The 21164-nt window shown below is 71.4% G+C and carries 20 protein-coding genes and 1 pseudogene; 14 read left to right on the forward strand and 7 right to left on the reverse strand.

What is annotated here, in order from left to right; all coding sequences use genetic code 11:
- Positions 1-16: 16 nt before the first annotated feature.
- The 10 genes from fbaA to ACFU8Q_RS11930 all read left to right on the forward strand — a co-directional run bounded on the left by fbaA (position 17) and on the right by ACFU8Q_RS11930 (position 11355).
- Positions 17-1039 (forward strand): class II fructose-bisphosphate aldolase, encoded by a 1023-nt coding sequence (gene fbaA / locus ACFU8Q_RS11885; protein ID WP_384451412.1) that lies wholly within the window; start codon positions 17-19, stop codon positions 1037-1039.
- Positions 1040-1126: 87 nt separating this feature from the next.
- On the forward strand, positions 1127-2293 hold the full coding sequence (locus ACFU8Q_RS11890; protein WP_384451415.1) for a MalY/PatB family protein: 1167 nt from the start codon (positions 1127-1129) through the stop codon (positions 2291-2293).
- Positions 2294-2406: 113 nt separating this feature from the next.
- Positions 2407-3930, forward strand: coding sequence for an MFS transporter (locus ACFU8Q_RS11895; protein WP_384451418.1), 1524 nt, complete (start codon positions 2407-2409; stop codon positions 3928-3930).
- Positions 3931-4103: 173 nt separating this feature from the next.
- Positions 4104-4517 carry a DUF3151 domain-containing protein gene (locus tag ACFU8Q_RS11900; protein WP_384451421.1) on the forward strand — a complete coding sequence of 138 codons (414 nt, stop codon included), beginning with the start codon at positions 4104-4106 and terminating at the stop codon, positions 4515-4517.
- Between the two features lie 239 nt (positions 4518-4756).
- Positions 4757-5605 (forward strand): tryptophan 2,3-dioxygenase family protein, encoded by an 849-nt coding sequence (locus ACFU8Q_RS11905; RefSeq protein ID WP_384451424.1) that lies wholly within the window; start codon positions 4757-4759, stop codon positions 5603-5605.
- Entirely contained in the window at positions 5598-6791 is a 1194-nt protein-coding gene (gene kynU, locus ACFU8Q_RS11910; RefSeq protein ID WP_384451427.1) for a kynureninase, read from the forward strand. The genes ACFU8Q_RS11905 and kynU overlap by 8 nt, the downstream gene beginning before the upstream one ends.
- A gap of 123 nt (positions 6792-6914) precedes the next feature.
- A complete protein-coding gene (locus ACFU8Q_RS11915; protein WP_384451429.1) occupies positions 6915-7790 on the forward strand; it encodes an alpha/beta hydrolase in 876 nt (291 codons plus the stop codon).
- Between the two features lie 119 nt (positions 7791-7909).
- Complete coding sequence (locus ACFU8Q_RS11920; protein WP_384451432.1) at positions 7910-9295, forward strand: sensor histidine kinase; 1386 nt, start codon at positions 7910-7912, stop codon at positions 9293-9295.
- Positions 9292-9993: a response regulator gene (locus ACFU8Q_RS11925; RefSeq protein ID WP_384451434.1), complete on the forward strand. Its 702-nt coding sequence runs from the start codon at positions 9292-9294 to the stop codon at positions 9991-9993. Before ACFU8Q_RS11920 ends, ACFU8Q_RS11925 begins: the two co-directional genes overlap by 4 nt.
- Before the next feature lie 96 nt (positions 9994-10089).
- Positions 10090-11355, forward strand: coding sequence for a cytochrome P450 (locus ACFU8Q_RS11930; RefSeq protein ID WP_384451437.1), 1266 nt, complete (start codon positions 10090-10092; stop codon positions 11353-11355).
- A 109-nt stretch (positions 11356-11464) separates the two neighbouring features.
- Here ACFU8Q_RS11930 and ACFU8Q_RS11935 read toward each other — a convergent pair whose 3' ends face one another.
- The 3 genes from ACFU8Q_RS11935 to ACFU8Q_RS11945 form a co-directional block, all read right to left on the reverse strand.
- Complete coding sequence (locus ACFU8Q_RS11935; RefSeq protein WP_384451440.1) at positions 11465-11788, reverse strand: hypothetical protein; 324 nt, start codon at positions 11786-11788, stop codon at positions 11465-11467.
- A gap of 104 nt (positions 11789-11892) precedes the next feature.
- On the reverse strand, positions 11893-13539 hold the full coding sequence (locus tag ACFU8Q_RS11940) for an ABC transporter permease (RefSeq protein ID WP_384451442.1): 1647 nt from the start codon (positions 13537-13539) through the stop codon (positions 11893-11895).
- Complete coding sequence (locus tag ACFU8Q_RS11945; RefSeq protein WP_384451445.1) at positions 13536-14459, reverse strand: ATP-binding cassette domain-containing protein; 924 nt, start codon at positions 14457-14459, stop codon at positions 13536-13538. The genes ACFU8Q_RS11940 and ACFU8Q_RS11945 overlap by 4 nt, the downstream gene beginning before the upstream one ends.
- 101 nt (positions 14460-14560) lie before the next feature.
- On the opposite strand from ACFU8Q_RS11945, the gene ACFU8Q_RS11950 reads away from it, so the two are divergent.
- Complete coding sequence (locus ACFU8Q_RS11950; protein ID WP_384451448.1) at positions 14561-15085, forward strand: GbsR/MarR family transcriptional regulator; 525 nt, start codon at positions 14561-14563, stop codon at positions 15083-15085.
- Between the two features lie 123 nt (positions 15086-15208).
- Here ACFU8Q_RS11950 and ACFU8Q_RS11955 read toward each other — a convergent pair whose 3' ends face one another.
- A complete protein-coding gene (locus tag ACFU8Q_RS11955; protein WP_384451451.1) occupies positions 15209-15886 on the reverse strand; it encodes a hypothetical protein in 678 nt (225 codons plus the stop codon).
- A gap of 51 nt (positions 15887-15937) precedes the next feature.
- On the reverse strand, positions 15938-16795 hold the full coding sequence (locus ACFU8Q_RS11960) for a diacylglycerol kinase family protein (protein ID WP_384451454.1): 858 nt from the start codon (positions 16793-16795) through the stop codon (positions 15938-15940).
- 186 nt (positions 16796-16981) lie between these two features.
- Here ACFU8Q_RS11960 and ACFU8Q_RS11965 point away from each other — a divergent pair, with 186 nt between their 5' ends.
- A complete protein-coding gene (locus tag ACFU8Q_RS11965) occupies positions 16982-18265 on the forward strand; it encodes an adenylosuccinate synthase (RefSeq protein ID WP_266906188.1) in 1284 nt (427 codons plus the stop codon).
- 88 nt (positions 18266-18353) lie between these two features.
- Positions 18354-18500, forward strand: a complete 147-nt coding sequence (locus tag ACFU8Q_RS11970) for a hypothetical protein (protein ID WP_384451457.1) — start codon at positions 18354-18356, stop codon at positions 18498-18500.
- Positions 18501-18632: 132 nt separating this feature from the next.
- Here the strand turns inward: ACFU8Q_RS11970 and ACFU8Q_RS11975 are convergent.
- Both ACFU8Q_RS11975 and ACFU8Q_RS11980 read right to left on the reverse strand, forming a co-directional pair.
- Positions 18633-19151 (reverse strand): annotated as a pseudogene (locus ACFU8Q_RS11975) (phosphate ABC transporter substrate-binding protein); the annotation flags it as partial.
- Between the two features lie 388 nt (positions 19152-19539).
- On the reverse strand, positions 19540-20361 hold the full coding sequence (locus tag ACFU8Q_RS11980) for an SDR family oxidoreductase (RefSeq protein WP_384451459.1): 822 nt from the start codon (positions 20359-20361) through the stop codon (positions 19540-19542).
- Positions 20362-20474: 113 nt separating this feature from the next.
- Between ACFU8Q_RS11980 and ACFU8Q_RS11985 the strand changes: the two genes are divergently transcribed.
- Positions 20475-21068 carry a TetR/AcrR family transcriptional regulator gene (locus ACFU8Q_RS11985; protein ID WP_384451461.1) on the forward strand — a complete coding sequence of 198 codons (594 nt, stop codon included), beginning with the start codon at positions 20475-20477 and terminating at the stop codon, positions 21066-21068.
- Positions 21069-21164: the final 96 nt, after the last annotated feature.

The following is a 21164-nucleotide window of genomic DNA, read 5'->3' on the forward strand; positions in this document are numbered from 1 at the left end:
CCCAAGGAGCGGACAGATGCCCATCGCAACCCCCGAGGTCTACGCCGAGATGCTCGACCGGGCGAAGGCAGGCAAGTTCGCCTACCCGGCCATCAATGTGACGTCGACCCAGACCCTGCACGCTGCACTGCGCGGCTTCGCGGAGGCGGAGAGCGACGGCATCGTCCAGATCTCCACCGGTGGGGCGGAGTTCCTGGGTGGCCAGTACAACAAGGACATGGTCACGGGCGCCGTCGCCCTCGCCGAGTTCGCGCACATCGTCGCCGCCAAGTACGACGTCACGGTCGCGCTGCACACCGACCACTGCCCCAAGGACAAGCTGGACGGTTACGTACGTCCGCTGCTCGACATCTCCGCCGAGCGTGTCGCCAAGGGCCAGAACCCGCTGTTCCAGTCGCACATGTGGGACGGTTCGGCCGAGACCCTCGCCGACAACCTGGCCATCGGCCAGGAGCTGCTGGCCAAGGCCGCCGCCGCCAAGATCATTCTTGAGGTCGAGATCACCCCGACCGGTGGCGAGGAGGACGGCGTCACGCACGAGATCAACGACGAGCTGTACACGACCGTCGACGACGCGCTGCGTACCGCCGAGGCGCTCGGTCTGGGCGAGAAGGGCCGCTACCTGCTGGCCGCCTCCTTCGGCAACGTCCACGGCGTCTACAAGCCGGGCAACGTCGTGCTCCGTCCCGAGCTGCTGAAGGACCTCCAGGATGGCGTCGCCGCCAAGTACGGCCAGGCGTCCCCGTTCGACTTCGTCTTCCACGGCGGCTCCGGCTCCACCGAGCAGGAGATCGCCACCGCGCTGGAGAACGGCGTCGTGAAGATGAACCTCGACACCGACACCCAGTACGCCTTCACCCGCCCGATCGTGGACCACGTGTTCCGCAACTACGACGGCGTGCTGAAGGTCGACGGCGAGGTCGGCAACAAGAAGGTCTACGACCCGCGCAGCTGGGGCAAGTCCGCCGAGGCGGGCATGGCCAAGCGCGTCACGGAGGCCTGCGCCAACCTGCGTTCCACCGGTACCAAGCTGAAGTAGCGGCCGGTACGAAGTGTGGCCGTGGGCCCGGGACCCCAGGGGGTGCCGGGCCCACGGCATGTCCGAGGAAAGGTATGAGGGATCGCCGTGAGTTCCAGTGCGCGCTATGACTTCGACACCGTCGTCGACCGCCGGGGCACCTGGTGCGTCCAGTGGGACGGGGTCGCGGACCGGTTCGGGGTGGCCGGGCTGCTGCCGTTCACCATCTCCGACATGGACTTCGAGACCGCGCCGGAGGTGCTGGACGCGCTGCGGGCCCGGCTCGACCACGGGGTGTTCGGCTACACGATGTGGCAGCAGGACGACTTCCGATCGGCGATAGCCCACTGGTACGCGACCCGGTACGGGACCCGGATAGACACCGGGCAGCTGGTGTACGGGCCGTCCGTGCTCAGCCAGCTCTCGCAGCTGCTGCAGATGTGGACGGCCGACGGCGAGGGCGTCGTCGTCCACGCCCCGACCTACGACGGTTTCCGCAAGGCGATCACCGGGCTCGGGCGCGAGCTGCGCGGCGTGCCGGTGGGGGACACGGCCGCGCTGGAACGCGAGCTCGCCCGCCCCGACAGCAAGGTTCTGCTCGTCTGCTCGCCGCACAACCCGACGGGCCGGGTGTGGACGGAGGCCGAACTGGGCGAGATGTCGGCGCTCGCCGCCCGGCACGGGGTCGCGGTGATCAGCGACGAGATCCACGCGGACTTCGTGCACGAGGGGCGCGCGCACGTGCCGTGGACGCGGGTCGGCGGGGAGGGGCGCTGGGCGCTGATCTCCTCGGCGTCGAAGGCGTTCAACTTCCCGGCGCTGACCGGCTCGTACGGTCTGATCGGCGACCCGGCCGACCGGACGGAGTTCCTGCGCCGCATGGAGACGGCGGAGGGGCTGGCCTCCCCGGCGGTGCTGTCGCTCACAGCACACATCGCCGCGTACCGGGAGGCCGGGGCGTGGCTGGACGAGGCCCGCGCGTATGTCGCCGGGAACCTGGCGCTGGTCGCGGAACGGTTGAACGGGGCGTTCCCGGAACTGGGCTGGGAGCCGCCGCAGGCCGGTTACCTGGCCTGGATCGATCTGCGCCCGGCGGGCGTCGACGACGACGAGGCGTTGCAGCGGGTGCTGATCGAGCGCGAGAAGGTCGCGGTGATGCCCGGGACGGTGTACGGGGCCGAGGGCTTCGTACGGCTGAACGTCGGGTGTCCCCGGTCCAAGGCGGAGGCGGGCGTGGAGGCGCTGATCCGGGGGGTGCGGGCGGTAGCGCTCTGATCCGGGTGGTGCGGGCGGTAGCGCTCTGATTCCCGGGTGGAGCACCGAGGGGCGGCTGTTCGCCCCGCGGATCCGGACTGGCCACGCGGGCGCGGAGCGGGGATGCTGCTCGCATGGGCGAGACACCCGCCGGTGGGATTCGTGCCGCCTCCGCACCCGGACGCTGGATCATCCTCACCACCGTCCTCGGCTCCAGCATGGCCATGCTGGACTCCACCGTCATCAACGTGGCCCTGCCCCGCATCGGCAAGGGCCTCGGCACCGACCTGGCCGCCCTCCAGTGGACCGTCAACGCCTACATGCTGACGCTCGCCGGGCTGATCCTCCTCGGAGGCGCCCTCGGTGACCGGTACGGACGGCGGCGGGTCTTCGTCGTCGGAGTCGTCTGGTTCGCCACCGCGTCCGTGCTGTGCGGCATCGCGCCGAACGCCACCGTCCTGATCGCCGCCCGCGCCCTCCAGGGCATCGGCGGGGCGCTCCTCACCCCCGGTTCGCTGGCGCTGATCCAGGCGAGCTTCCATCCGGACGACCGGGCCCGCGCTGTCGGGCTGTGGTCGGGGCTCGGCGGGGTCGGCGCCGCCATCGGGCCGTTCGTCGGCGGATGGCTCGTCGACGGGCCCGGCTGGCGGTGGGTGTTCCTGCTCAACGTGCCGCTCGCCGCGGTCTGCTTGCCGGTGGCGCTGCGCCACGTACCGGAATCGCGTGACCCGCACGCGCGCGGGCGCTTCGACGTGCTGGGCGCCGTGCTCGGCGCGCTCGCCCTCGCCCTGGTGACGTACGCGCTGATCGAGGCGCCGGGGCAGGGGGCGTCCGGTGCGGTGATCGGGGCGGCCGTCGGCGGGATCATGCTCGGGGCGGCGTTCGTCCGGGTGGAGCGGCGGCGGTCGGACCCGATGCTGCCGCCGTCGGTGTTCGCATCCCGGCAGTTCACCGTCGTCAACATCATCACCCTCTGCGTCTACGCGGCGCTCGGCGGCTACTTCTTCCTCTCGGCGATCCAGCTCCAGGTCGTGGCCGGGTACTCGGCCCTCGGCGCGGGCACGGCCCTGCTGCCCACGACCGTGCTGATGCTGCTGTTCTCGGCGGCCTCGGGCGAGCTGGGACAGCGCATCGGTCCCCGCATCCCGCTCACCGTCGGCCCCTTGGTCGCCGCTGCCGGAATGCTGCTGATGCTGCGGGTCGGGCCGGGGTCGAGCTCCGTCTCCGGCTACCTCACCGATGTGCTCCCCGCGGTCGGGGCGCTCGGCATCGGACTGGTCACCGTGGTGGCTCCGCTCACCGCGACCGTGCTGGCCTCCGTGGACACCGCACGCGCCGGCCTCGCCAGCGGGATCAACAACGCGGCCGCCCGCGCCGCCGGGCTGATCGCGGTGGCCGCGTTGCCGCTGCTCGCCGGGATGGGTCCGGAGGCCTACCGGAACTCCGGCGAGTTCGCCGCGACGTTCCGGCGGGCGATGCCGATGTGCGCCGGGCTGCTCGTACTGGGCTCGCTGATCGCCTGGGCGACCGTACGGAAGCCTGTCGGCAAGGCGGACGAGGAGGAGAAGCCGCGGCCCGAGTGCACGGTGCACTGCGGCGTCGTCGCCCCGCCCCTGGAGCCCGCGCAGGAGGAGACGGGCGACCAGGACGCGAACTGACCCCCTGCGGGACGCCGACGCCCCCGGTGCGGACCGCCCCTTCGCGTGATGCACCTGCGTACCCCGGCGCGTAGGGGCTCCTCATGGCGCACCCGGGCACCTCCCGGCGTGACCCAGCCCTCCGCGCGGCGCCCGGGTACCCCGGCGCGCAGGTGACAGGCACACTTGAACTCATGTCGATCCACGAGAACCTGCTCGGGGGACCTCCCCCGACCCACCTGCCCGACGACCCGGAGCCGCGCGAGCTGCTCGCGAACGGCACGGCCCCCGCCGATGTCGCCGCGAAGTACCCGACCTCCTCCCTGGCCTGGGCACAGCTCGCCGACGAGGCGTTCGAGGGCGGCCGCGTCATCGAGTCGTACGCCTACGCCCGCACCGGCTACCACCGCGGCCTCGACGCGCTGCGCAGGGCCGGCTGGAAGGGCCACGGCCCCGTACCGTTCGAGCACGAGCCGAACCGCGGCTTCCTGCGCGCCCTGCACGCCCTGGCGCGGGCCGCGCAGGCGATCGGTGAGCAGGAAGAGTACACGCGCTGCTCGACGTTCCTCCGCGACTCCTCGCCTACCGCCGCGGAGACCCTCGGCTAGGCGCGGAGACCCTCGGCCGGACGTTCCTGCGTCCCCTGCCGGACGTTCATCGCTGGACGTTCGCGGCTGGTCGTACCCGGCCGGTCGCACACCTACCGGACCCCGCAGACAGAGCCCCACGTCTGCGGGGTCTGCGCACTTCCGCGGCCCCCGTCTAGGATGCCGACAGGGGACCGGAGCTCCACCACCTCACGGAAGGGGCGGACCGCTACCCGGAAGCTCGTGTCGAGGAGACAGCAATGTCGACGATCCACCCCGACCCCGAAGCCACCGGTGCGCAGACCCCGCACCTCGACTTCGCGGGAACGACTCCGTACGAGGACTATGTCCAAGCGGATGTCCTGACCCATCTCCAGCACCTCCGCTCCGACGACCCGGGCGAAATGGTCTTCCTGGTCACCACCCAGGTCATGGAGCTGTGGTTCACCGTCATCGTCCACGAGTGGGAGACCGCCGCGCACGCCCTGCGCGAGGACCGGCTGACCGTCGCACGCGACGCGCTCAAGCGGTCGGTGCGGGAACTGGAGGCGCTCAACGCCTCCTGGACGCCGCTCGCCCAGCTCACCCCCGCCCAGTTCAACTCCTACCGCGCCGCCCTCGGCGAGGGCTCCGGCTTCCAGTCGGCGATGTACCGGCGGATGGAGTTCCTGCTCGGCGACAAGTCCGCGTCCATGCTCGTGCCGCACCGGGGCGCGCCTCGCGTCCACGCCGAGCTGGAGAAGGCGCTCGCCGAACCGAGCCTGTACGACGAGGCGCTCGCCCTGCTCGCCCGGCGCGGCCACCCCGTACCGCAGGCCGTGCTCGGCCGGGACCTCACGCAGAAGTACGAACCGTCCCCCGAGGTCGAGGCCGTTTGGGCGGCGATCTACGCCAACCCCGACCAGCACGACGAACTGGTCAGGCTCGGTGAGGCGCTGACCGACGTCGGCGAACTGGTGTGGCGCTGGCGCAACGACCATCTCGTCGCCACCCGGCGCGCGATGGGCTCGAAGACCGGGACCGGCGGCTCCGCCGGGGTCGCGTGGCTGGAGAAGCGGGCCACCAAGAACGTCTTCCCCGAGCTGTGGACGGCGCGCAGCCATGTCTGAGACCTTCGCCGCGCGGGCCGCGGCACTCGACGCCGCCGACCGGCTCGCCGATCTGCGCAAGCTGTTCACCCTCGACGACACCGTCTACCTCGATGGCAACTCGCTGGGCGCCCTGCCCGCTCACGTACCCGCCCGGGTGCAGGAGGTCCTCACCCGCGAGTGGGGCGAGCTGCGCATCCGGTCCTGGGACGAGAGCGGCTGGTGGACCGCGCCCGAGCGGATCGGTGACCGGGTGGCCCCGCTCGTCGGTGCCGGCGCCGGGCAGATCGTCGTCGGCGACTCCACCAGCGTGAACGTCTTCAAGGCCCTCGTCGCCGCGACCCGGCTGGCGCCCGAGGGGCGCGACGAGATCCTCGTCGACGCGACGACGTTCCCCACGGACGGGTACATCGCCGCGTCCGCGGCCCGGATGACCGGCCACCGGCTCGTCCCCGTCGCCCCCGCCGACGTACCGGACGCCCTTGGTCCGCGTACCGCCGCCGTTCTGCTCAACCATGTCGACTACCGCACCGGCAGGCTCCACGACCTGCCCGGACTCACCGCCGCCGTGCACGCGGCGGGCGGCCTCGCCGTCTGGGACCTGTGCCACAGCGCGGGCGCCCTGCCGGTCGGGCTCGACGCGCACGGCGTGGACCTCGCGGTCGGCTGCACGTACAAGTACCTGAACGGCGGCCCCGGCTCGCCCGCCTACCTGTACGTCGCCGAGCGCCACCAGGCGGCCTTCGACTCGCCCCTGCCGGGGTGGACGTCGCACGCCGACCCGTTCGGCATGACACCGGGGTACGCCCCGGCGGACGGCGCCGTACGGGGCCGGGTCGGCACCCCCGACATCCTGTCCATGCTGGCGCTCGAAGCATCGCTGGACGTGTGGAACGGGGTGTCGGTCGAGGCGGTACGGGCCAAGTCCCTGGCGCTGACGGACTTCTTCCTGGAGTGCGTCGCCGCGTACGTGCCCGAGGGCCGGGTCGCCTCCCTCACCCCGGCCGCACACGCGGAACGCGGCAGCCAGGTCGCGCTGCGGTGCGAGGACGCGGAGCCGGTGATGAGCGCGCTCATCGCACGGGGCGTCGTCGGGGACCTGCGGCGGCCGGACGTGCTGCGGTTCGGGTTCACCCCGTTGTACGTGGGTTTCGCGGACGTGGAGCGGGCGGCGCGGGTGCTGGGCGAGGTGGTGGCGGAGGGGTAGGCGGACGCCTCTGGGGGAGCTGAGCTCCTGTCGTGATCCTCGACGGGGACGGGAACCTTCCGTACTGGTACCGTCCCCGCAGGTCAGGCCAGTTGGGCTCAGTTACAGGACGGTTGGAGCAGCATGTCGGATTCTGCCGCGCGCGATCGGGACGCAGCCGAGACCGAGTCGGCCTTCTCGCATCCACCGGTCGCCCCCGACGCATCCGCCGTCTACGGCAACCACCCCGACCAGCTGATCGACTTCTACGCCCCGCGCGACGGGCGGGCCGGGGCGCCGGTCGTGGTCGTCCTGCACGGCGGGTCGTGGCGGGCGCCGTACGACCGGCAGCATGTGTCGCCGTTCGCGGACTTCCTGGCCCGGCGCGGCTTCGCCGTGGCCAGTGTCGAGTACCGGCGGGGCAGTGAGATCCCGCAGCAGCGGGGTTCCGGTCCGGTCGCGGGCCGTTGGCCGGAGACCTTCGACGATGTCGCCGCGGCGATGGACGCGCTGCCGGCGCTGCTGGCCCGGGAGCTCCCGGAGGCCGATGCCCGGCGGATCGTCGTCACCGGGCACTCCGCCGGCGGGCAGCTCGCCCTGTGGGCCGCCGCCCGGCACGTACTGCCCGAAGGCTCGCCGTGGCGGCTGCCCGCACCGCCGCCGCTGCGGGGCGTCGTCGCCCTCGCACCGATCGCCGACTTCACCACGGCCGTCGAGCTGAACGTGTGCTCGGGGGCCGTCGGCCAGTTCCTCGGCCGCGAGGAGGACTTCGAGGAGCGGGCCGCGCACGCCGACCCGGCCGTGCTGCTGCCCACCGGCATCGCGACCACCGTCGTGCAGGGCATCACCGACGTCGATGTGCCGCAGGCCGTCGCGGAGGCTTTCGTCGACGCGGCGGCGAAGGCGGGTGAGACGGTGGGCCTGACCCTGCTGTCCGACGTCGGCCACTACCCGCTGATCGATCCGGCGAGCGACGCGTGCGCCGTGGTGGCTGAGGAGCTCGCCCAGCTTGCCTGGTGAGCCTCGCCTGGCGAGCGGGGGTCCGACGGTGGTTCGGGCCCCGTAGTACTTGCGACGGACGGCGCAGGATCCGTATCACTGCTGACGACCCGCGCCGGTTCGGCCCCTACCTTGGAAAGGTGACCGAGACCAAGAGCAGAAGCCCCGAGTACCGAGCGGCCGCCGGGGCGTTGGGCGGCCTGCGGCAGGACCTGTTCCGTAACGCCTTCGCCTACCGTCCGCTGGAGCGGATGCGGACCGATGGGCCGCTGCTTCGGCAACTGCCGGAGCGGATGCGTGAGCGTGTCGCGTGGACGCCCCACGCCCTGGTGGGCACGGCAGCCCTCTTCGTGGTCTTCATCGGCCTGGTGTCGGCGGACTCCAGCGCTCTGCGTATGGCGGTCGGCACCGTCATGCTCATGCTGCTCCCGGCGATGACCGTACTGATGACGCTGGTCAGGCCGGTCGGCGCGTTCTGGATATCGATGGCGCTCACCCCGTTCGCGGCGGTCGTCGGCGGTGGCTACTGGCCATGGGTGCCCAGTACCTTTCTCTCGCATCTGACGGTACTGGTCGTGGTCGCGGCCCGGACCCGGCCCCGTACAGCCGCCTGGATGTGGGGGCTCACCTTGGCGTTCGGCGCCGTGCTGGACAACTTGGGCGGCTGGCACCCCTCCTCCACCACCTCCATCTTCGCCGTGGTCTCCGCGTTCGCACTGCTGGTGGTGGCCGTGGTGCAGATCCGTCGCGAGGCGGAGCGCGAGGTGACCGTGCAGCGCACCGTGACCGCCGTCGAACGCGACCGGCGCACGCTCCTGGAGGAGCGCACCACCATCGCCCGGGAACTGCACGACGTGGTCGCTCACCACATGTCGGTCGTCGCGATCCAGGCCGAGGCCGCCCCGTACCGGGTGGAGAATCCGCCGCCCGAACTGGAGCAGGCCTTCGTCACGATCCGGGAGAACGCGGTCGCCGCCCTCACCGAACTGCGCCGGGTCCTCGGCGTCGTACGGGCGGAGGACTACCAGGCGCCGGACGCCCCACAGCCCACCCTCGCCCAGCTCGACGGGCTCCTCGCCAATGTGCGCGAAGCGGGCCTGGAGACGGAGAAGACGATCATCGGTGCGGTACGTGAACTGCCGCAGGGCGTCGAGCTGTCGGCGTACCGGATCATCCAGGAAGCCCTGAGCAATACGCTGCGCCACGCACCGGGCGCCACCGCCAAGGTCGAGATCGGCTATGTGCTGGGCGGACTCGGTGTGCGGGTCGTCAACGGGCCGCCGACCGGTCCGGTGAAGCCGTCGCCGGGGGCCGGCCACGGGATCACGGGGATGCGGGAGCGGGTCGCGATGCTGGACGGCGACATGACGGCCGAGCCGACGGCGGAGGGCGGTTACGAGATCACCGTGTTCATCCCCGTCCGGCCCGCCCGCGACACGGACTCGCACGAGTCACATGAGTCGCACAAGGCCCAGGATTCGCACAAGGCTCAGGAGTCGCACAAGGCGCAGGTGGAGCAGGTATGACCACTTCCTTCTCCGCCTCCGACTCCACCTCCGCCGCTCCGTCCATCCGGGTGCTGATCGTCGACGACCAGATGATGGTCCGCGAGGGGTTCTCGGTGCTGCTCAACGCCATGCCGGGGATCGAGGTCGTCGGCGAGGCCGTCGACGGTCGGCAGGCCATCGCGCAGGTCGCGGCACTGCGCCCCGACGTGGTGCTGATGGACATCCGGATGCCGGAACTCAACGGCATCGAGGCCACCCGCGAGATCGTCGCCGCCGACGCGGACGCCAAGGTGCTGGTGCTGACCACCTTCGACCTGGACGAGTACGTGTACCAGGCGCTGCGGGCCGGGGCGTCCGGCTTCCTGCTCAAGGATGCCTCTGCCCGTCAACTCGCCGACGGCGTAAGGGTGGTGGCAGCCGGTGAGGCGCTGCTCGCCCCGACCGTCACGAAGCGGCTGATCAACGAGTTCTCCAAGCTCGCCGAAGTCCCGCGCCCGCCCGCCCTTGCCCAGGTCGGCGACCTCACTGAGCGCGAGACGGAGGTGCTCGTGCTCATCGCTCAGGGCCGGTCCAACGCGGAGATCGCCTCCCATCTCGTGGTCGCCGAGTCCACCATCAAGACGCATGTGAGCCGCATCCTGGTGAAGCTGGGGCTGCGCGACCGCACGCAGGCGGCCGTCTTCGCGTACGAGGCCCGGCTGGTCACACCTTCCTGAGCCGAGCCGAGCCGAGCCGAGTCGAGCCGAGGCGGTCGGCGACGGGGCGTCCGGGGAGGGTGGTCGGCGGCCGTCCCGTCCGGTTAGCGTCCGTACATGTCCCCGTCCTCCCGTTCCGCGGCCGATGGCTCCTTCGAACCCTCCCAGCCCTCCCAACCCCTCCAGTCCTTCGACCCCTGGTCGTCCGCGTTCGTCGCCGACCCGTACCCCGCCTACGCCGGGCTGCGTGCCGCCGGCCGGGTGCATTACTTCGAGCCCACCGATCAGTGGCTCGTACCGCACCACTCCGACGTGTCCGCCCTGCTGCGTGACCGCCGCCTGGGCCGTACGTACCTGCACCGCTTCACCCACGAGGAGTTCGGCCGTACGCCGCCGCCCGCCGAGCACGAGCCCTTCCACACCCTCAACGGGCAGGGGCTCCTCGACCTGGAGGCCCCCGACCACACCCGGATCCGACGCCTGGTCTCCAAGGCGTTCACCCCGCGTACGGTCGAGCAGCTCGTCCCGACCGTGCGACGGCTCGCCGCCGGGCTGGTCGATTCGTTCGTCGAGGCGGGCGGCGGCGATCTCCTCACATCGGTCGCCGAGCCGCTGCCCGTCGCCGTCATCGCCGAGATGCTCGGCATCCCGGAGTCCGACCGTGCCCCGCTACGGCCCTGGTCGGCGGCGATCTGCGGCATGTACGAACTCAACCCGTCCGACGACACCGCCCGCGCCGCCGTCCGCGCCTCGCTCGACTTCTCCGCGTATCTGCGCGAGCTGATCAAGGAGCGGCGCAAGAACCCCGGTTCGGATCTGATCTCCGCACTCATCGCCGCCCACGACGAGGGGGAGCGGCTGAGCGAGCAAGAGATGATCTCCACCTGCGTGCTGCTGCTCAACGCGGGCCACGAGGCGACCGTCAACACCACGGTGAACGGCTGGTGGGCCCTGCTGCGCCACCCCGACCAACTGGCCGCCCTGCGTGCCGACCACGGGCTGCTGCCGACGGCGATCGAGGAGCTGATGCGGTACGACACCCCGCTCCAGCTCTTCGAGCGCTGGGTCCTCGACGACATCGAGATCGACGGCACGGTCATTCCGCGCGGTTCCGAGGTCGCCCTCCTCTTCGGCTCCGCCAACCGCGACCCGGCCCGCTTCCCGGCCCCCGACACCCTGGACCTGGCCCGCCGGGAGAACCCGCACATCAGCTTCGGCGCAGGCATTCACTTCTGCCTGGGCGCCCCGCTTGCCCGGGTCGAACTTGCCGCCTCCTTCGGTGAGTTGCTGCGCCGCGCCCCGAACCTCCGCCTGGCGGCCGAACCCGAGTGGAACCCGGGCTATGTGATCAGGGGCCTGAAGGAACTGCGCGTCGAGCTGTGACGGAGTGAGCGGGGGCGAAGGGAGGAGGGAGGACAAAGGGTGGAGGGAGGACGGGGGAAAGGGACGGGGGAGAGACGGGGGAGAGACGGGGGAGAGACGGGGCCGGGACTCAGCACGGATCGCAGTTCGGCGGCGGGCCCGCCAGTACGTCGAACACGACCCCGAAGCCGATGAGGGCCGTGAGGAGCACCCCCGCCCCGAGCGCCTGCCGCCACTTTCCCTGGACGAGGGTGAACAGGGTGATTCCGGCAGCGATGCCGCCGAGAGTCATGACCGGCAGCCCGAACCAGACCACATCCCATTCCGACTCGCCCTCGAAGCCGAAGATGCCGCGCCGGGCGTAGGGGGCCCAGGCCAGCATCCCCGCGGCCCCACCGGCGGCGGCGACCACGCATCCGGCGACTCCCCGGATGGCTTCGCGTCGGTTCTCCATGATCTGTCGGTTCTCCATGATCTGGGGGACGCGTGCGCACCACGGGAAGGTTGCACTTCCGAGGGAGCCCCGCGCTCGTCCCGGGACCGCCCTCCCCGCCCCTGTCACGTGAGGACATCGCGTCTCCGCAGCGCCGTCACCCCTGCCCCCACCAGCACCACCGCAGCCGCGGTGAGTGCCAGCACCGGCCCCCACTCCATTCCCGTGCCCCCAGGCAGCTTCGGCAGATGCGTGAACGGGGATACGTCCATCACCGGCTGCGGCAGATTGATCGCGGGCCCGATCCACCCCAGCGCCAGGCATATCCCGGCCACGCCCCAGGACGCCACCGCCGCCTTCGGGAACGCCCCGTACAGCAGGACCGCCATCCCGCCCAGCAGCCAGACCGCGGGCAGCTGCACCAGCGACGCACCCAGCACGGCCGGGAGTTCATGTCCGTAACCGGCGGCCAGGCCGAGGCCGCCCATCGCCATGATCAGGGCCGCGCCGCCGAACGCGATGACCAGATGGCCGGCCGCCCACCCGATCCGGCCGACCCCGCCCGCCAGCACCGGTTCGGCGCGCCCGGCCGTCTCCTCGCCGTGCAACCGCAGCACCGACGCGACGATGTACAGCGCCGCGACCATCCCGAGCATGGAGACCATCGCCGCGAGGAACGCGTCGGTCAGACCGGCCTGTCCGCCCATCCGCTCGAAGATCTCCTTCGTCTTCGCGTTGTCGCCGACGAGGTCTGCCGCCCCGCCGGTCAGCCCGCCGAAGACGACGCCGACCGCGGCGAAGGACAGCGTCCAGCCGATCAGCGCACCGCGCTGGAGCCGCAGCGCCAGACCGAACGCCGTGGAGATCCGCCCCTGCGCCGGCCCGGGCCGGGTCGCCAGGAAGCTCATGCCGACATCGCGCCGCCCGGTCAGGGAGTAGGCGAGGGTCGCCTGGACGGTGACGGCGGCGGCGATGACCAGCAGCACCCACCAGCGTTCGTCCGCGTACGCGCGCACGTTCTCCGCCCAGCCGATGGGGGAGAGCCAGGTCAGCACGGACGAGCCGTCGTTCGTCGCCGAGTCGCCCGCCGCCTTCAGGACGAACGCGGCACCGATCACCGCCGCCGTGAGCCCCTTCGCGAGCCGGGCGCTCTCGGTGAACTGTGCGGTGATCGCCGCGGTGCAGGCGAACAGCACACCGATGCCGGCGACCGCCAGGGCGAGCGCAACCGCTCCGGCGCCGCCCGCGCCGGACCCGGCCATACCGGTCGCGATCACCAGCGCCAGCGCGGCGTTGGCGATCAGCGCGGCGAGGAGCGCGGAGGTCAGCGGGGCGCGGCGCCCCACCATGGCGGAGGAGAGCATTTCCTGACGGCCGGTCTCCTCTTCCTCCCGGGTGTGGCGGATGACGACGATCAGGCTCATCACGGCCGCCATCGCTCCACCGAAGCCGACCATCCGCCAGCTGACGAGCCCGCCGACGGAGTCGTCGAAGACCGGCCCGTACAGCGCGCGGAGCGAGCTGTTGGCGTTCATCGACGCGGCGAGTTCGGCGCGCCCGGCGGCGGTGTCGTACAACGAGGCGAAGGACCTGCCGACGGAGGAGAAGGAGCCGCCGAGCACGATCACCCAGATCGGCATCATGATCCGGTCGCGCCGCAACGCGAGGCTCAGCAGGGTCCAGGTACCGGCCAGCTGTCCCGCCCCGGTCCTGGCCCCGGCCCCGGTCCGGCGTCCCGCCCCGGCCGGCGCAGTCGTGGTCACGGCAGTCATCGCGCCGCCACCCCCGCACCCTCGCCGCTGTCGGTCGCGCCGGTCGCGTAGTGACGCAGAAAGAGCTCCTCCAGGGTGGGCGGGGTGCTGGTCAGCGTCCGCACACCCGATGCGGAGAGCGACTTGAGGACGGCGTCGAGCTTGTCCGTGTCGACCTGGAGCGTGACCCGCAGGCCCTGGATGTCGAGGTCATGGACGCCGGGCAGCCGCGCGAGCCCGTTGGGCGCACCGGCCAGTTCGGCGCTGATGTTCGTACGGGTCAGGTGGCGCATGTCCGCCAGCGAACCGGTCTCCACCGTCCGTCCCTGGCGGATGATGCTGACCCGGTCGCAGAGCGATTCGACCTCGCTGAGGATGTGACTGGACAGCAGGATCGTTCGCCCGCGCGCCCGTTCCTCGGCGACGCAGCCCTGGAAGACCTCCTCCATCAGCGGATCGAGCCCGCTCGTCGGCTCGTCGAGGATCAGCAGATCCACATCGGAGGCGAACGCGGCGACGAGGGCGACCTTCTGCCGGTTGCCCTTGGAGTACGTACGCCCCTTCTTCGTCGGATCGAGCTCGAACCGCTCGACGAGGTCGGCGCGCCGGGTCGGGTCGAGGCTGCCGCGCAGCCGCCCGTACAGGTCGATCACTTCGCCGCCGGAGAGGTTGCGCCACAGCGTGACATCACCCGGGACGTACGCCACGCGTCTGTGGAGCTCCACCGCGTCGGCCCAGGGGTCGCGGCCGAGCAGTTGGGCGGCGCCGGAGTCGGCCCGCAGCAGCCCCAGCAGCACCCGGATGGTGGTGGACTTCCCGGACCCGTTGGGCCCGAGGAAGCCGTGGACCTCGCCGGTCTCGACCGTGAGGTCCAGGCCGTCCAGTGCGTGTGTCCGGCCGAAGGATTTGTGCAGCCCGGCCACCGTGATTGCCTTCGTCATGTTCCTGAAGGTACGCTACTTTCACAAAATTGTGAAGTTAAGGAAGCGTATAAAGTTGGGGTCACGGCGGGGGCCGGGAACGCAGGGGAGACGATCGGGCGATGACGAGCGAAACCGAACAGAAAACGAGCGATGAGCGCGACGCGGAGGCCGTGTCGCGGTTCGTGGAGCGGTTCGCGTCCGAGATGACCGAGGCGGGGATGCAGCGGATGGCGTCCCGTGTCTTCGCCGCGCTCCTCGCGGACGACGACGGGTCGATGACCTCCGCCGAGCTCGCCATGGCGCTGCAGATCAGCCCGGCGGCCGTGTCCGGCGCGGTCAATTACCTCACCCAGGTCAGCATGGTCGGCCGCGAACGCGACCCGGGCTCGCGCCGCGACCGCTACCGCCTGCACAACGAGGTCTGGTACACCACCTTCGCCAGCCGCGACCGGGTGCTCACCCGCTGGGAGAGCACCCTCAAGGAAGGTGCCCGCACCCTGGGCGAGCACACCCCGGCCGGCGCCCGGCTCGCCGAGACTGCGGCGTTCTTCGAGTTCGTGCAGGCGGAGCTGGGCGGGATGATGGACCGCTGGCGCGAGCACCGCAAGACGCTCGATCTCCCGACGGCAGGCGAGCGCAAGTAGGGCAGGCGTATCGCCGCCGGTCCGAGGTTCGGGAGCGACAGCGGCACGGGCAAGCGGGCGCGCGAACGGGAGGCCGGCCCGAGCTGAACGTCCGCCAGGAGGCGTAGAGCCCCAGGACCGCGTTCAGCGCGGCGGCGTGGGCGCGCGGCCGGGCTCGTCGGGCAGGGCATCCGGCCCGGCGCCCGTAGCGATCTGCGGCTGGGGCGGGGCCGGGCGCGTGCGGAGGCCGCTGACCTGCGGGCGGGCCGCGATCGAACGGGCCCGGCGGCCCCGCACAGGCCTCGCCCAGATCAGTTCCGTGCCGCCGGGCGGCGCCAGCACACCTCCCATGCGGGGATCGCCGCACCACCACAGCATCCCGCCGGGGCCGTTCAGCAGCGGGAAGCGCCACTGCGGCGTCGACGGGGCCAGCGGAAGCAGCTCGCCCGTTCCGGGCCCGCTCAACACCACGGCAGCCCCGCTGCTGCCGCGCTGCAGGGCGACCGAGGAGTGGGCCACCCACGGCCCGGCGCCGAGCACTCGCCGCATCCGCCGGGCCCGGCGCCTCACCACGGCCCCGCCCACCAGCAACGCACCGCCGAGACCGCCGAGCGTCGGAAACCCGGACCACCCCTGGAGGAACACCGCGGGAAACACCATCGAGCACACCCCAGCCGCGCCGCCACCGAACCAGCGCCAGGCCGAGGTCCGGTACCGCTCCAGGGCGTCCGCCGTCCCCGGCAGGTCCAGCGCGACCGGGCGCGCCCGCACCGCCCCCGCGCCCGTCTCCGGTCTGTCCGCGTCGCCCGAACCTTCCGACATCCCCGACCCCACCTTTCCGCCCGGCCTGTCCGCCCTGCCCAGCGCCGGAGGCTACCCCTCGACCACCGGCAGCATCAGCCCCCAGGCGTCCGCCCGCACCGTCCACGTTCGCGTCCGGACCGGGCCGCCGACCTGTATGTCCGCGCGGTAGCGGAAGTCCGCGCCCGAGACCGTGACGGCCTTCGCCTCCGCCGTGACCGGGTCGGCCGACGGAGGGCGGATCACCACCTCCGCGAGGCCGCCGTCACCGCCCCGAGAGGTGACCGTCACCGACTCGACCGGGTGGTCCAGATCGTTCAGCAGGACTCCGTCCGCCTCGACCCGCAGCCGGTGCGTGCGCGGCGGAGCGGGGGACGGGGGCGGGGTGGGGTGCACCAGGGTGCGGACCAGGGAGCGGCAGGTGTCCCAGACCGCCGTGACCCCCGTACGGTCGGCCGCCGCGCCGGGCGACTCGCTCAGGGCCGGGATGCGCACCGCGCCCAGGACGACGCCGTCGCTGTCGTCGACCAGCAGGTCGAGCTTGCGGACGGCACCGTCCAACGCGGTGCGCGCCGCCGCCACCGCGCCCCGGGGCACGCCGAGCGAATGGGCGAGTTCCAGCGCGGCCGTCGCGCCGACCGGGATCAGCGCGAGCGCGGTCCCAGCAGGCTCCCGCTCCCGGTGCAGCAGGGCCACCGCCCGCCGCAGCGCCCGGTCGTCGCCGACCACCACCGGCCGCCGACTCCCCCGGCGGGACAAGGCCCGCGCGAACTCCTCGGGCCCGTCGGGCAGGCAGATCTTGGCGTGCGAACCGGCACTGAGCACGTCCTTCGCGATACGGACGGACTCGCCGTCGGTCCGGCGGGCTACCGGGTCGATGACCACCAGCAGCTGGTGCGTACCGTCGCCGGGGGGCTGGGCAGCCGACACCTCGGTCCTTCCTCGGGTAGCATCTTGGTGCAAGAGCCCCTTGCGCTATTGCGCCAGGGGCTTCGTCTATTCCGGGGCACCCGGTTCGACGGTTCAGGCCTTGTCGTACATCGTCGTACGGCATGTACGACGTTTACGTACGCCCCCTGACCTTGGACATGCCCCGCCCGGAAGGGGTGTACGCCTGTGCCCGCACTTGTGCTGCTCGGTGCTCAGTGGGGTGACGAGGGCAAGGGAAAGGCCACCGACCTCCTCGGTGGATCCGTGGACTATGTGGTGCGTTACCAAGGCGGCAACAATGCCGGCCACACGGTGGTCGTCGGTGACCAGAAGTACGCACTTCATCTCCTCCCCTCCGGAATCCTTTCGCCGGGGTGTACCCCGGTCATCGGAAACGGTGTCGTCGTCGACCCGGCCGTCCTGCTCTCCGAGCTGAGTGGGCTGAACGACCGCGGCGTGGACACGTCCAAGCTGCTGATCAGCGGCAATGCCCATTTGATCACCCCGTACAACGTCACGGTCGACAAGGTGACGGAACGGTTCCTCGGGAAGCGCAAGATCGGTACGACGGGCCGTGGCATCGGTCCGACGTACGCCGACAAGATCAACCGTGTGGGCATCCGCGTCCAGGACCTCTACGACGAGTCGATCCTGGAGCAGAAGGTCGAGGCGGCCCTGGAGCAGAAGAACCAGCTCCTCGCCAAGGTCTTCAACCGGCGGGCGATCGAGCCCGGCAAGATCGTCGAGGAGATGCTCCAGTACGCGGAGCAGATCAAGCCGTACGTCGCCGACACGACGCTGGTCCTGAACAACGCCATCGACGCGGGCAAGGTCGTCCTCTTCGAGGGCGGTCAGGGCACGCTGCTCGACGTCGACCACGGCACGTACCCCTTCGTCACCTCGTCGAACCCGACCGCGGGCGGCGCCTGCACCGGTGCCGGCGTGGGCCCGACGAAGATCAGCCGGGTCATCGGCATCCTCAAGGCGTACACCACCCGCGTCGGCGCGGGCCCGTTCCCGACGGAGCTGCTCGACGAGGACGGCGAGGCGCTGCGCCGGATCGGCGGCGAGCGTGGTGTCACCACCGGCCGCGACCGCCGCTGCGGCTGGTTCGACGCGGTCATCGCGCGGTACGCCACCCGGGTCAACGGTCTCACCGACTTCTTCCTCACCAAGCTGGACGTGCTGACCGGCTGGGAGCAGATCCCGGTGTGCGTCGCGTACGAGATCGACGGCAAGCGCGTCGAGGAGCTCCCGTACAGCCAGACCGACTTCCACCACGCGAAGCCGGTCTACGAGATGCTGCCGGGCTGGTCCGAGGACATCACGAAGGCCAAGACCTTCGACGATCTGCCGAAGAACGCGCAGGCGTACGTGAAGGCGCTGGAGGAGATGTCCGGCGCCCCGATCTCCGCGATCGGTGTCGGCCCCGGCCGCACCGAGACCATCGAGATCAACTCGTTCCTGTAGGGAATCCTGCCGGGAGTATCGCGGCGGCGGCCGACCGGATGCTACGTGTCGACCGCCGTCGCACACCCGCATACGCGGGCCGGATGGTGTGGCACCGCAGGAACTGCTCCGGGGCGTGGCCGAGGTGTACGGCGAGATCACCAGCCGGGTGAGCCTGGCCTCCTTCGGCGGTGAGGCCGCTCATGTGGCATGGCTGGAGGCATGCCTCTACACACGGCTTCGCGGGGCCGGATAAGTGGCATGGCTGGAGGCATGCCTCTACACACGGCTTCGTGGGGCCGGATACCGCCAGAGCGGCGAGGGACGCAGGAAGTGAAACGGCTCGCCTCGACATTCGTGGGGTACGTCACGCAGCACCTGGAAGCGTTCCGGTCCGCCTGATCGGGCTTTCCGCGGTCGCCCCGGTGAGCAGTACCAGCAGCTTGAAGTGCTCACCCCGGTTGAGCGGTACGCGCGGCAGCCGGATGAGCGGACCGCTGTGGCGCATCCCGCCGGCCGGGGGGAAATGCTCCATCAGGTGGTCGGCGCCGGGCGACTGGGTGACCGCGATGCCGCGGACCGTGCGACCGGTGAACTCGACGGTCAGCCCGTGCAGTTCACGGCCTGTGTAGTCGTTGTCGGCGATGGACTGCGAGCTGTCGTTCTCGATCCGCAGCAGGACGAGCGTGGCATCGGCCATGTCCGGCGTCTCGCTGAAGAGACCGAGCCGCACATTGACCCGGCCCTGACTGACGTCGCTGCCGATCGGGGTGTCCCTCTGGACCCGGTAGCCGATGCGCTTGCGGCGGGGCACGCGGCGCTCGTGCCAGAGCACTCCGACGGAGGCCAGGACACCCAGCACGGCGGTCGCCACGGCCACGATGTTCTCGGCGCTGAACCACTCCACGGCTTCTCTCGCACCCCCCTCGTTGAACGCGCGTACGTGCGGCGGTGCGGGTCCGGTGTGCAGCTCGGGTCACCGTATGCGCGACGTAAGGGAGTCGGGGGTGCAAGTGGGGTCCCGTCGGCCGACGTTCGCCCGCCGTTCGCCGACCGGTCCAGACTTTGGCAGGTCCGGATCGGTGGGGCTTCGGCGAGACGATCCGCTCGCTCAACGGCGCCCTGGAGTGCGACGGCGGCGACCCGCCTCGGTCGCGGCCCGGGTCGCCACGCACGAGCGGATCACCGCCGGCCTCGGTACGGCGCCGGGCTCCCGGCTGTGCTGCTGACGGCCGAATGCCGCGGCGCCGTGGACGACTTGGGCCTGCCCGGCCCGGTGGTGCGGTTCGCAGTGCTCAGCGGAAGGCCGCGGCATTGCGTTCGGCCCACGCGGCGAAGCTGCCCGCCGCCCGGCCCAGGACACGCTCGGCATCGGGGCTCACCCGCTGCTCCTCCTCGGTGGGTTCGCCCAGGATGGCCAGCGTGCCCTCGACCACGGGAAGCGGCATGAACCGCGCCATCAGTGCGTGGGCCTCCTCGCGGGTCTGCTCGGTGAACCGCACCGGTTCGCCCAGCGCGGCCGCGATCGCCGCCGCCCGCTCGCGCGGGGTGGTCGGCGCGGGACCGGTCAGGGTGTACGTGGCACCCGCGTGAGCGTCCTCGCGCAGGACGACGGCGGCGGCCGCGGCCACATCGGCAGGGTCGACGAAGGGCAGACCGACGTCACCGAACGGTGCTGCGGCCTCCCGCCCGGTACGGATCGACTCGGCCCACGCGAGGACGTTGGTGTCCATCCCGCCCGACCGCAGAACCGTCCAGTCGAGCCCGGACTCCCGTACGGCCGTCTCGAACAGAAGGGGATGCCGGTACGCCTCCGGACGGGTTCCCGCACCCTGCGAGGACAGCAGCACCACCTTGCGCACCCCGGCGGTTTTCGCCACCTCGAGAATGCCGTGCGGGTCGTCGCCCGCCACCAGCAGGAACAGCGCCTCCGCCCCGTCGAACGCGACCTGCAGACCGGCCGGCTCGGCCAGGTCGGCAGCCGTCGCCCGAACCCCCGGCGGCACATCGGCGTCGGTGATGTGCCGGGCCACGGCCGTCACCGGCACCCGGGCATCGCTCAGCACCTGCACCAGCGCCCGCCCGACGTTCCCGGTCGCACCTGTCACCACGATCATGCTGGTCTCCCTCGTTGAGAATGAGTCGGTGAGCCGAGTTAGTTAGTTGACTCACTTATTTCGTTGACGGGACGCTAGCACGGTCGGACCGGTCGCTGTCTATAGTTAGTCGGGTGACTGACTCAGTGGATTCCCGGCGCCCTCGGGCGAAGGTCGCCGACAAGCGGCAGCGGCTGATGGCGGCCGCCGCCCGGGTCCTGCACGAGCAGGGCGTGGAGCGCACGACCATCGCGGACATCGCCCAGGCCGCCGACGTCCCGGCAGGCAACGTGTACTACTACTTCAAGACCAAGGGTGAGCTGGTCGAAGCCGCCCTCTCCGAACACACCAGGCACCTGGAAGCCCTCACCGGCCGCCTCGATCGGCTCGCCGATCCGCGCGAACGCCTGAAGGGCCTCGTGGATGCGTGGGTCGGGCAGCGCGACACCGCGGCCCGCTACGGCTGCCCCACCGGCACCCTCGCCGTCGAACTCGACAAGCGTGCCGAGGGAGGTCTCGATTTGTCGGTCGGCCAGGTCATCCGCCGTCTGCTGGACTGGGTGGAGCGGCAGTTCCGTGAGATGGAGGTGGCCGACCCCGAGGGTCTCTCGCTGACGTTCGTCGGCGCCTACCAGGGCATGTCGCTGCTCTCCAGTGCTCTGCGCGATCCGGAGATCATGACCCGCGAGGGCGCCCGCCTCGTCCGCTGGCTCGACGCCCTGACCTGACGCGGGTGGCCGGGCCCGGGTGCCGCCGGCCGCTGACCGGCCGACCGGTCCGACGTTTCGCATGCTGGACGGGCCCGAAGGTTTTACCTTCGGGCC

Source organism: Streptomyces sp. NPDC057543 (genome assembly GCF_042801895.1).
Taxonomy (GTDB): Bacteria; Actinomycetota; Actinomycetes; order Streptomycetales; family Streptomycetaceae; genus Streptomyces.

Bases quoted from the DNA above. Each gene is read 5' to 3' on its own strand.
- fbaA (WP_384451412.1), top strand. From the start codon at position 17: ATGCCCATCGCAACCCCCGAGGTCTACGCCGAGATGCTCGACCGGGCG.
- ACFU8Q_RS11895 (WP_384451418.1), top strand. From the start codon at position 2,407: ATGGGCGAGACACCCGCCGGTGGGATTCGTGCCGCCTCCGCACCCGGA.
- ACFU8Q_RS11900 (WP_384451421.1), top strand. From the start codon at position 4,104: ATGTCGATCCACGAGAACCTGCTCGGGGGACCTCCCCCGACCCACCTG.
- ACFU8Q_RS11905 (WP_384451424.1), top strand. From the start codon at position 4,757: ATGTCGACGATCCACCCCGACCCCGAAGCCACCGGTGCGCAGACCCCG.
- kynU (WP_384451427.1), top strand. From the start codon at position 5,598: ATGTCTGAGACCTTCGCCGCGCGGGCCGCGGCACTCGACGCCGCCGAC.
- ACFU8Q_RS11915 (WP_384451429.1), top strand. From the start codon at position 6,915: ATGTCGGATTCTGCCGCGCGCGATCGGGACGCAGCCGAGACCGAGTCG.
- ACFU8Q_RS11925 (WP_384451434.1), top strand. From the start codon at position 9,292: ATGACCACTTCCTTCTCCGCCTCCGACTCCACCTCCGCCGCTCCGTCC.
- ACFU8Q_RS11930 (WP_384451437.1), top strand. From the start codon at position 10,090: ATGTCCCCGTCCTCCCGTTCCGCGGCCGATGGCTCCTTCGAACCCTCC.
- ACFU8Q_RS11935 (WP_384451440.1), bottom strand. From the start codon at position 11,788: ATGGAGAACCGACGCGAAGCCATCCGGGGAGTCGCCGGATGCGTGGTC.
- ACFU8Q_RS11940 (WP_384451442.1), bottom strand. From the start codon at position 13,539: ATGACTGCCGTGACCACGACTGCGCCGGCCGGGGCGGGACGCCGGACC.
- ACFU8Q_RS11945 (WP_384451445.1), bottom strand. From the start codon at position 14,459: ATGACGAAGGCAATCACGGTGGCCGGGCTGCACAAATCCTTCGGCCGG.
- ACFU8Q_RS11950 (WP_384451448.1), top strand. From the start codon at position 14,561: ATGACGAGCGAAACCGAACAGAAAACGAGCGATGAGCGCGACGCGGAG.
- ACFU8Q_RS11955 (WP_384451451.1), bottom strand. From the start codon at position 15,886: ATGTCGGAAGGTTCGGGCGACGCGGACAGACCGGAGACGGGCGCGGGG.
- ACFU8Q_RS11980 (WP_384451459.1), bottom strand. From the start codon at position 20,361: ATGATCGTGGTGACAGGTGCGACCGGGAACGTCGGGCGGGCGCTGGTG.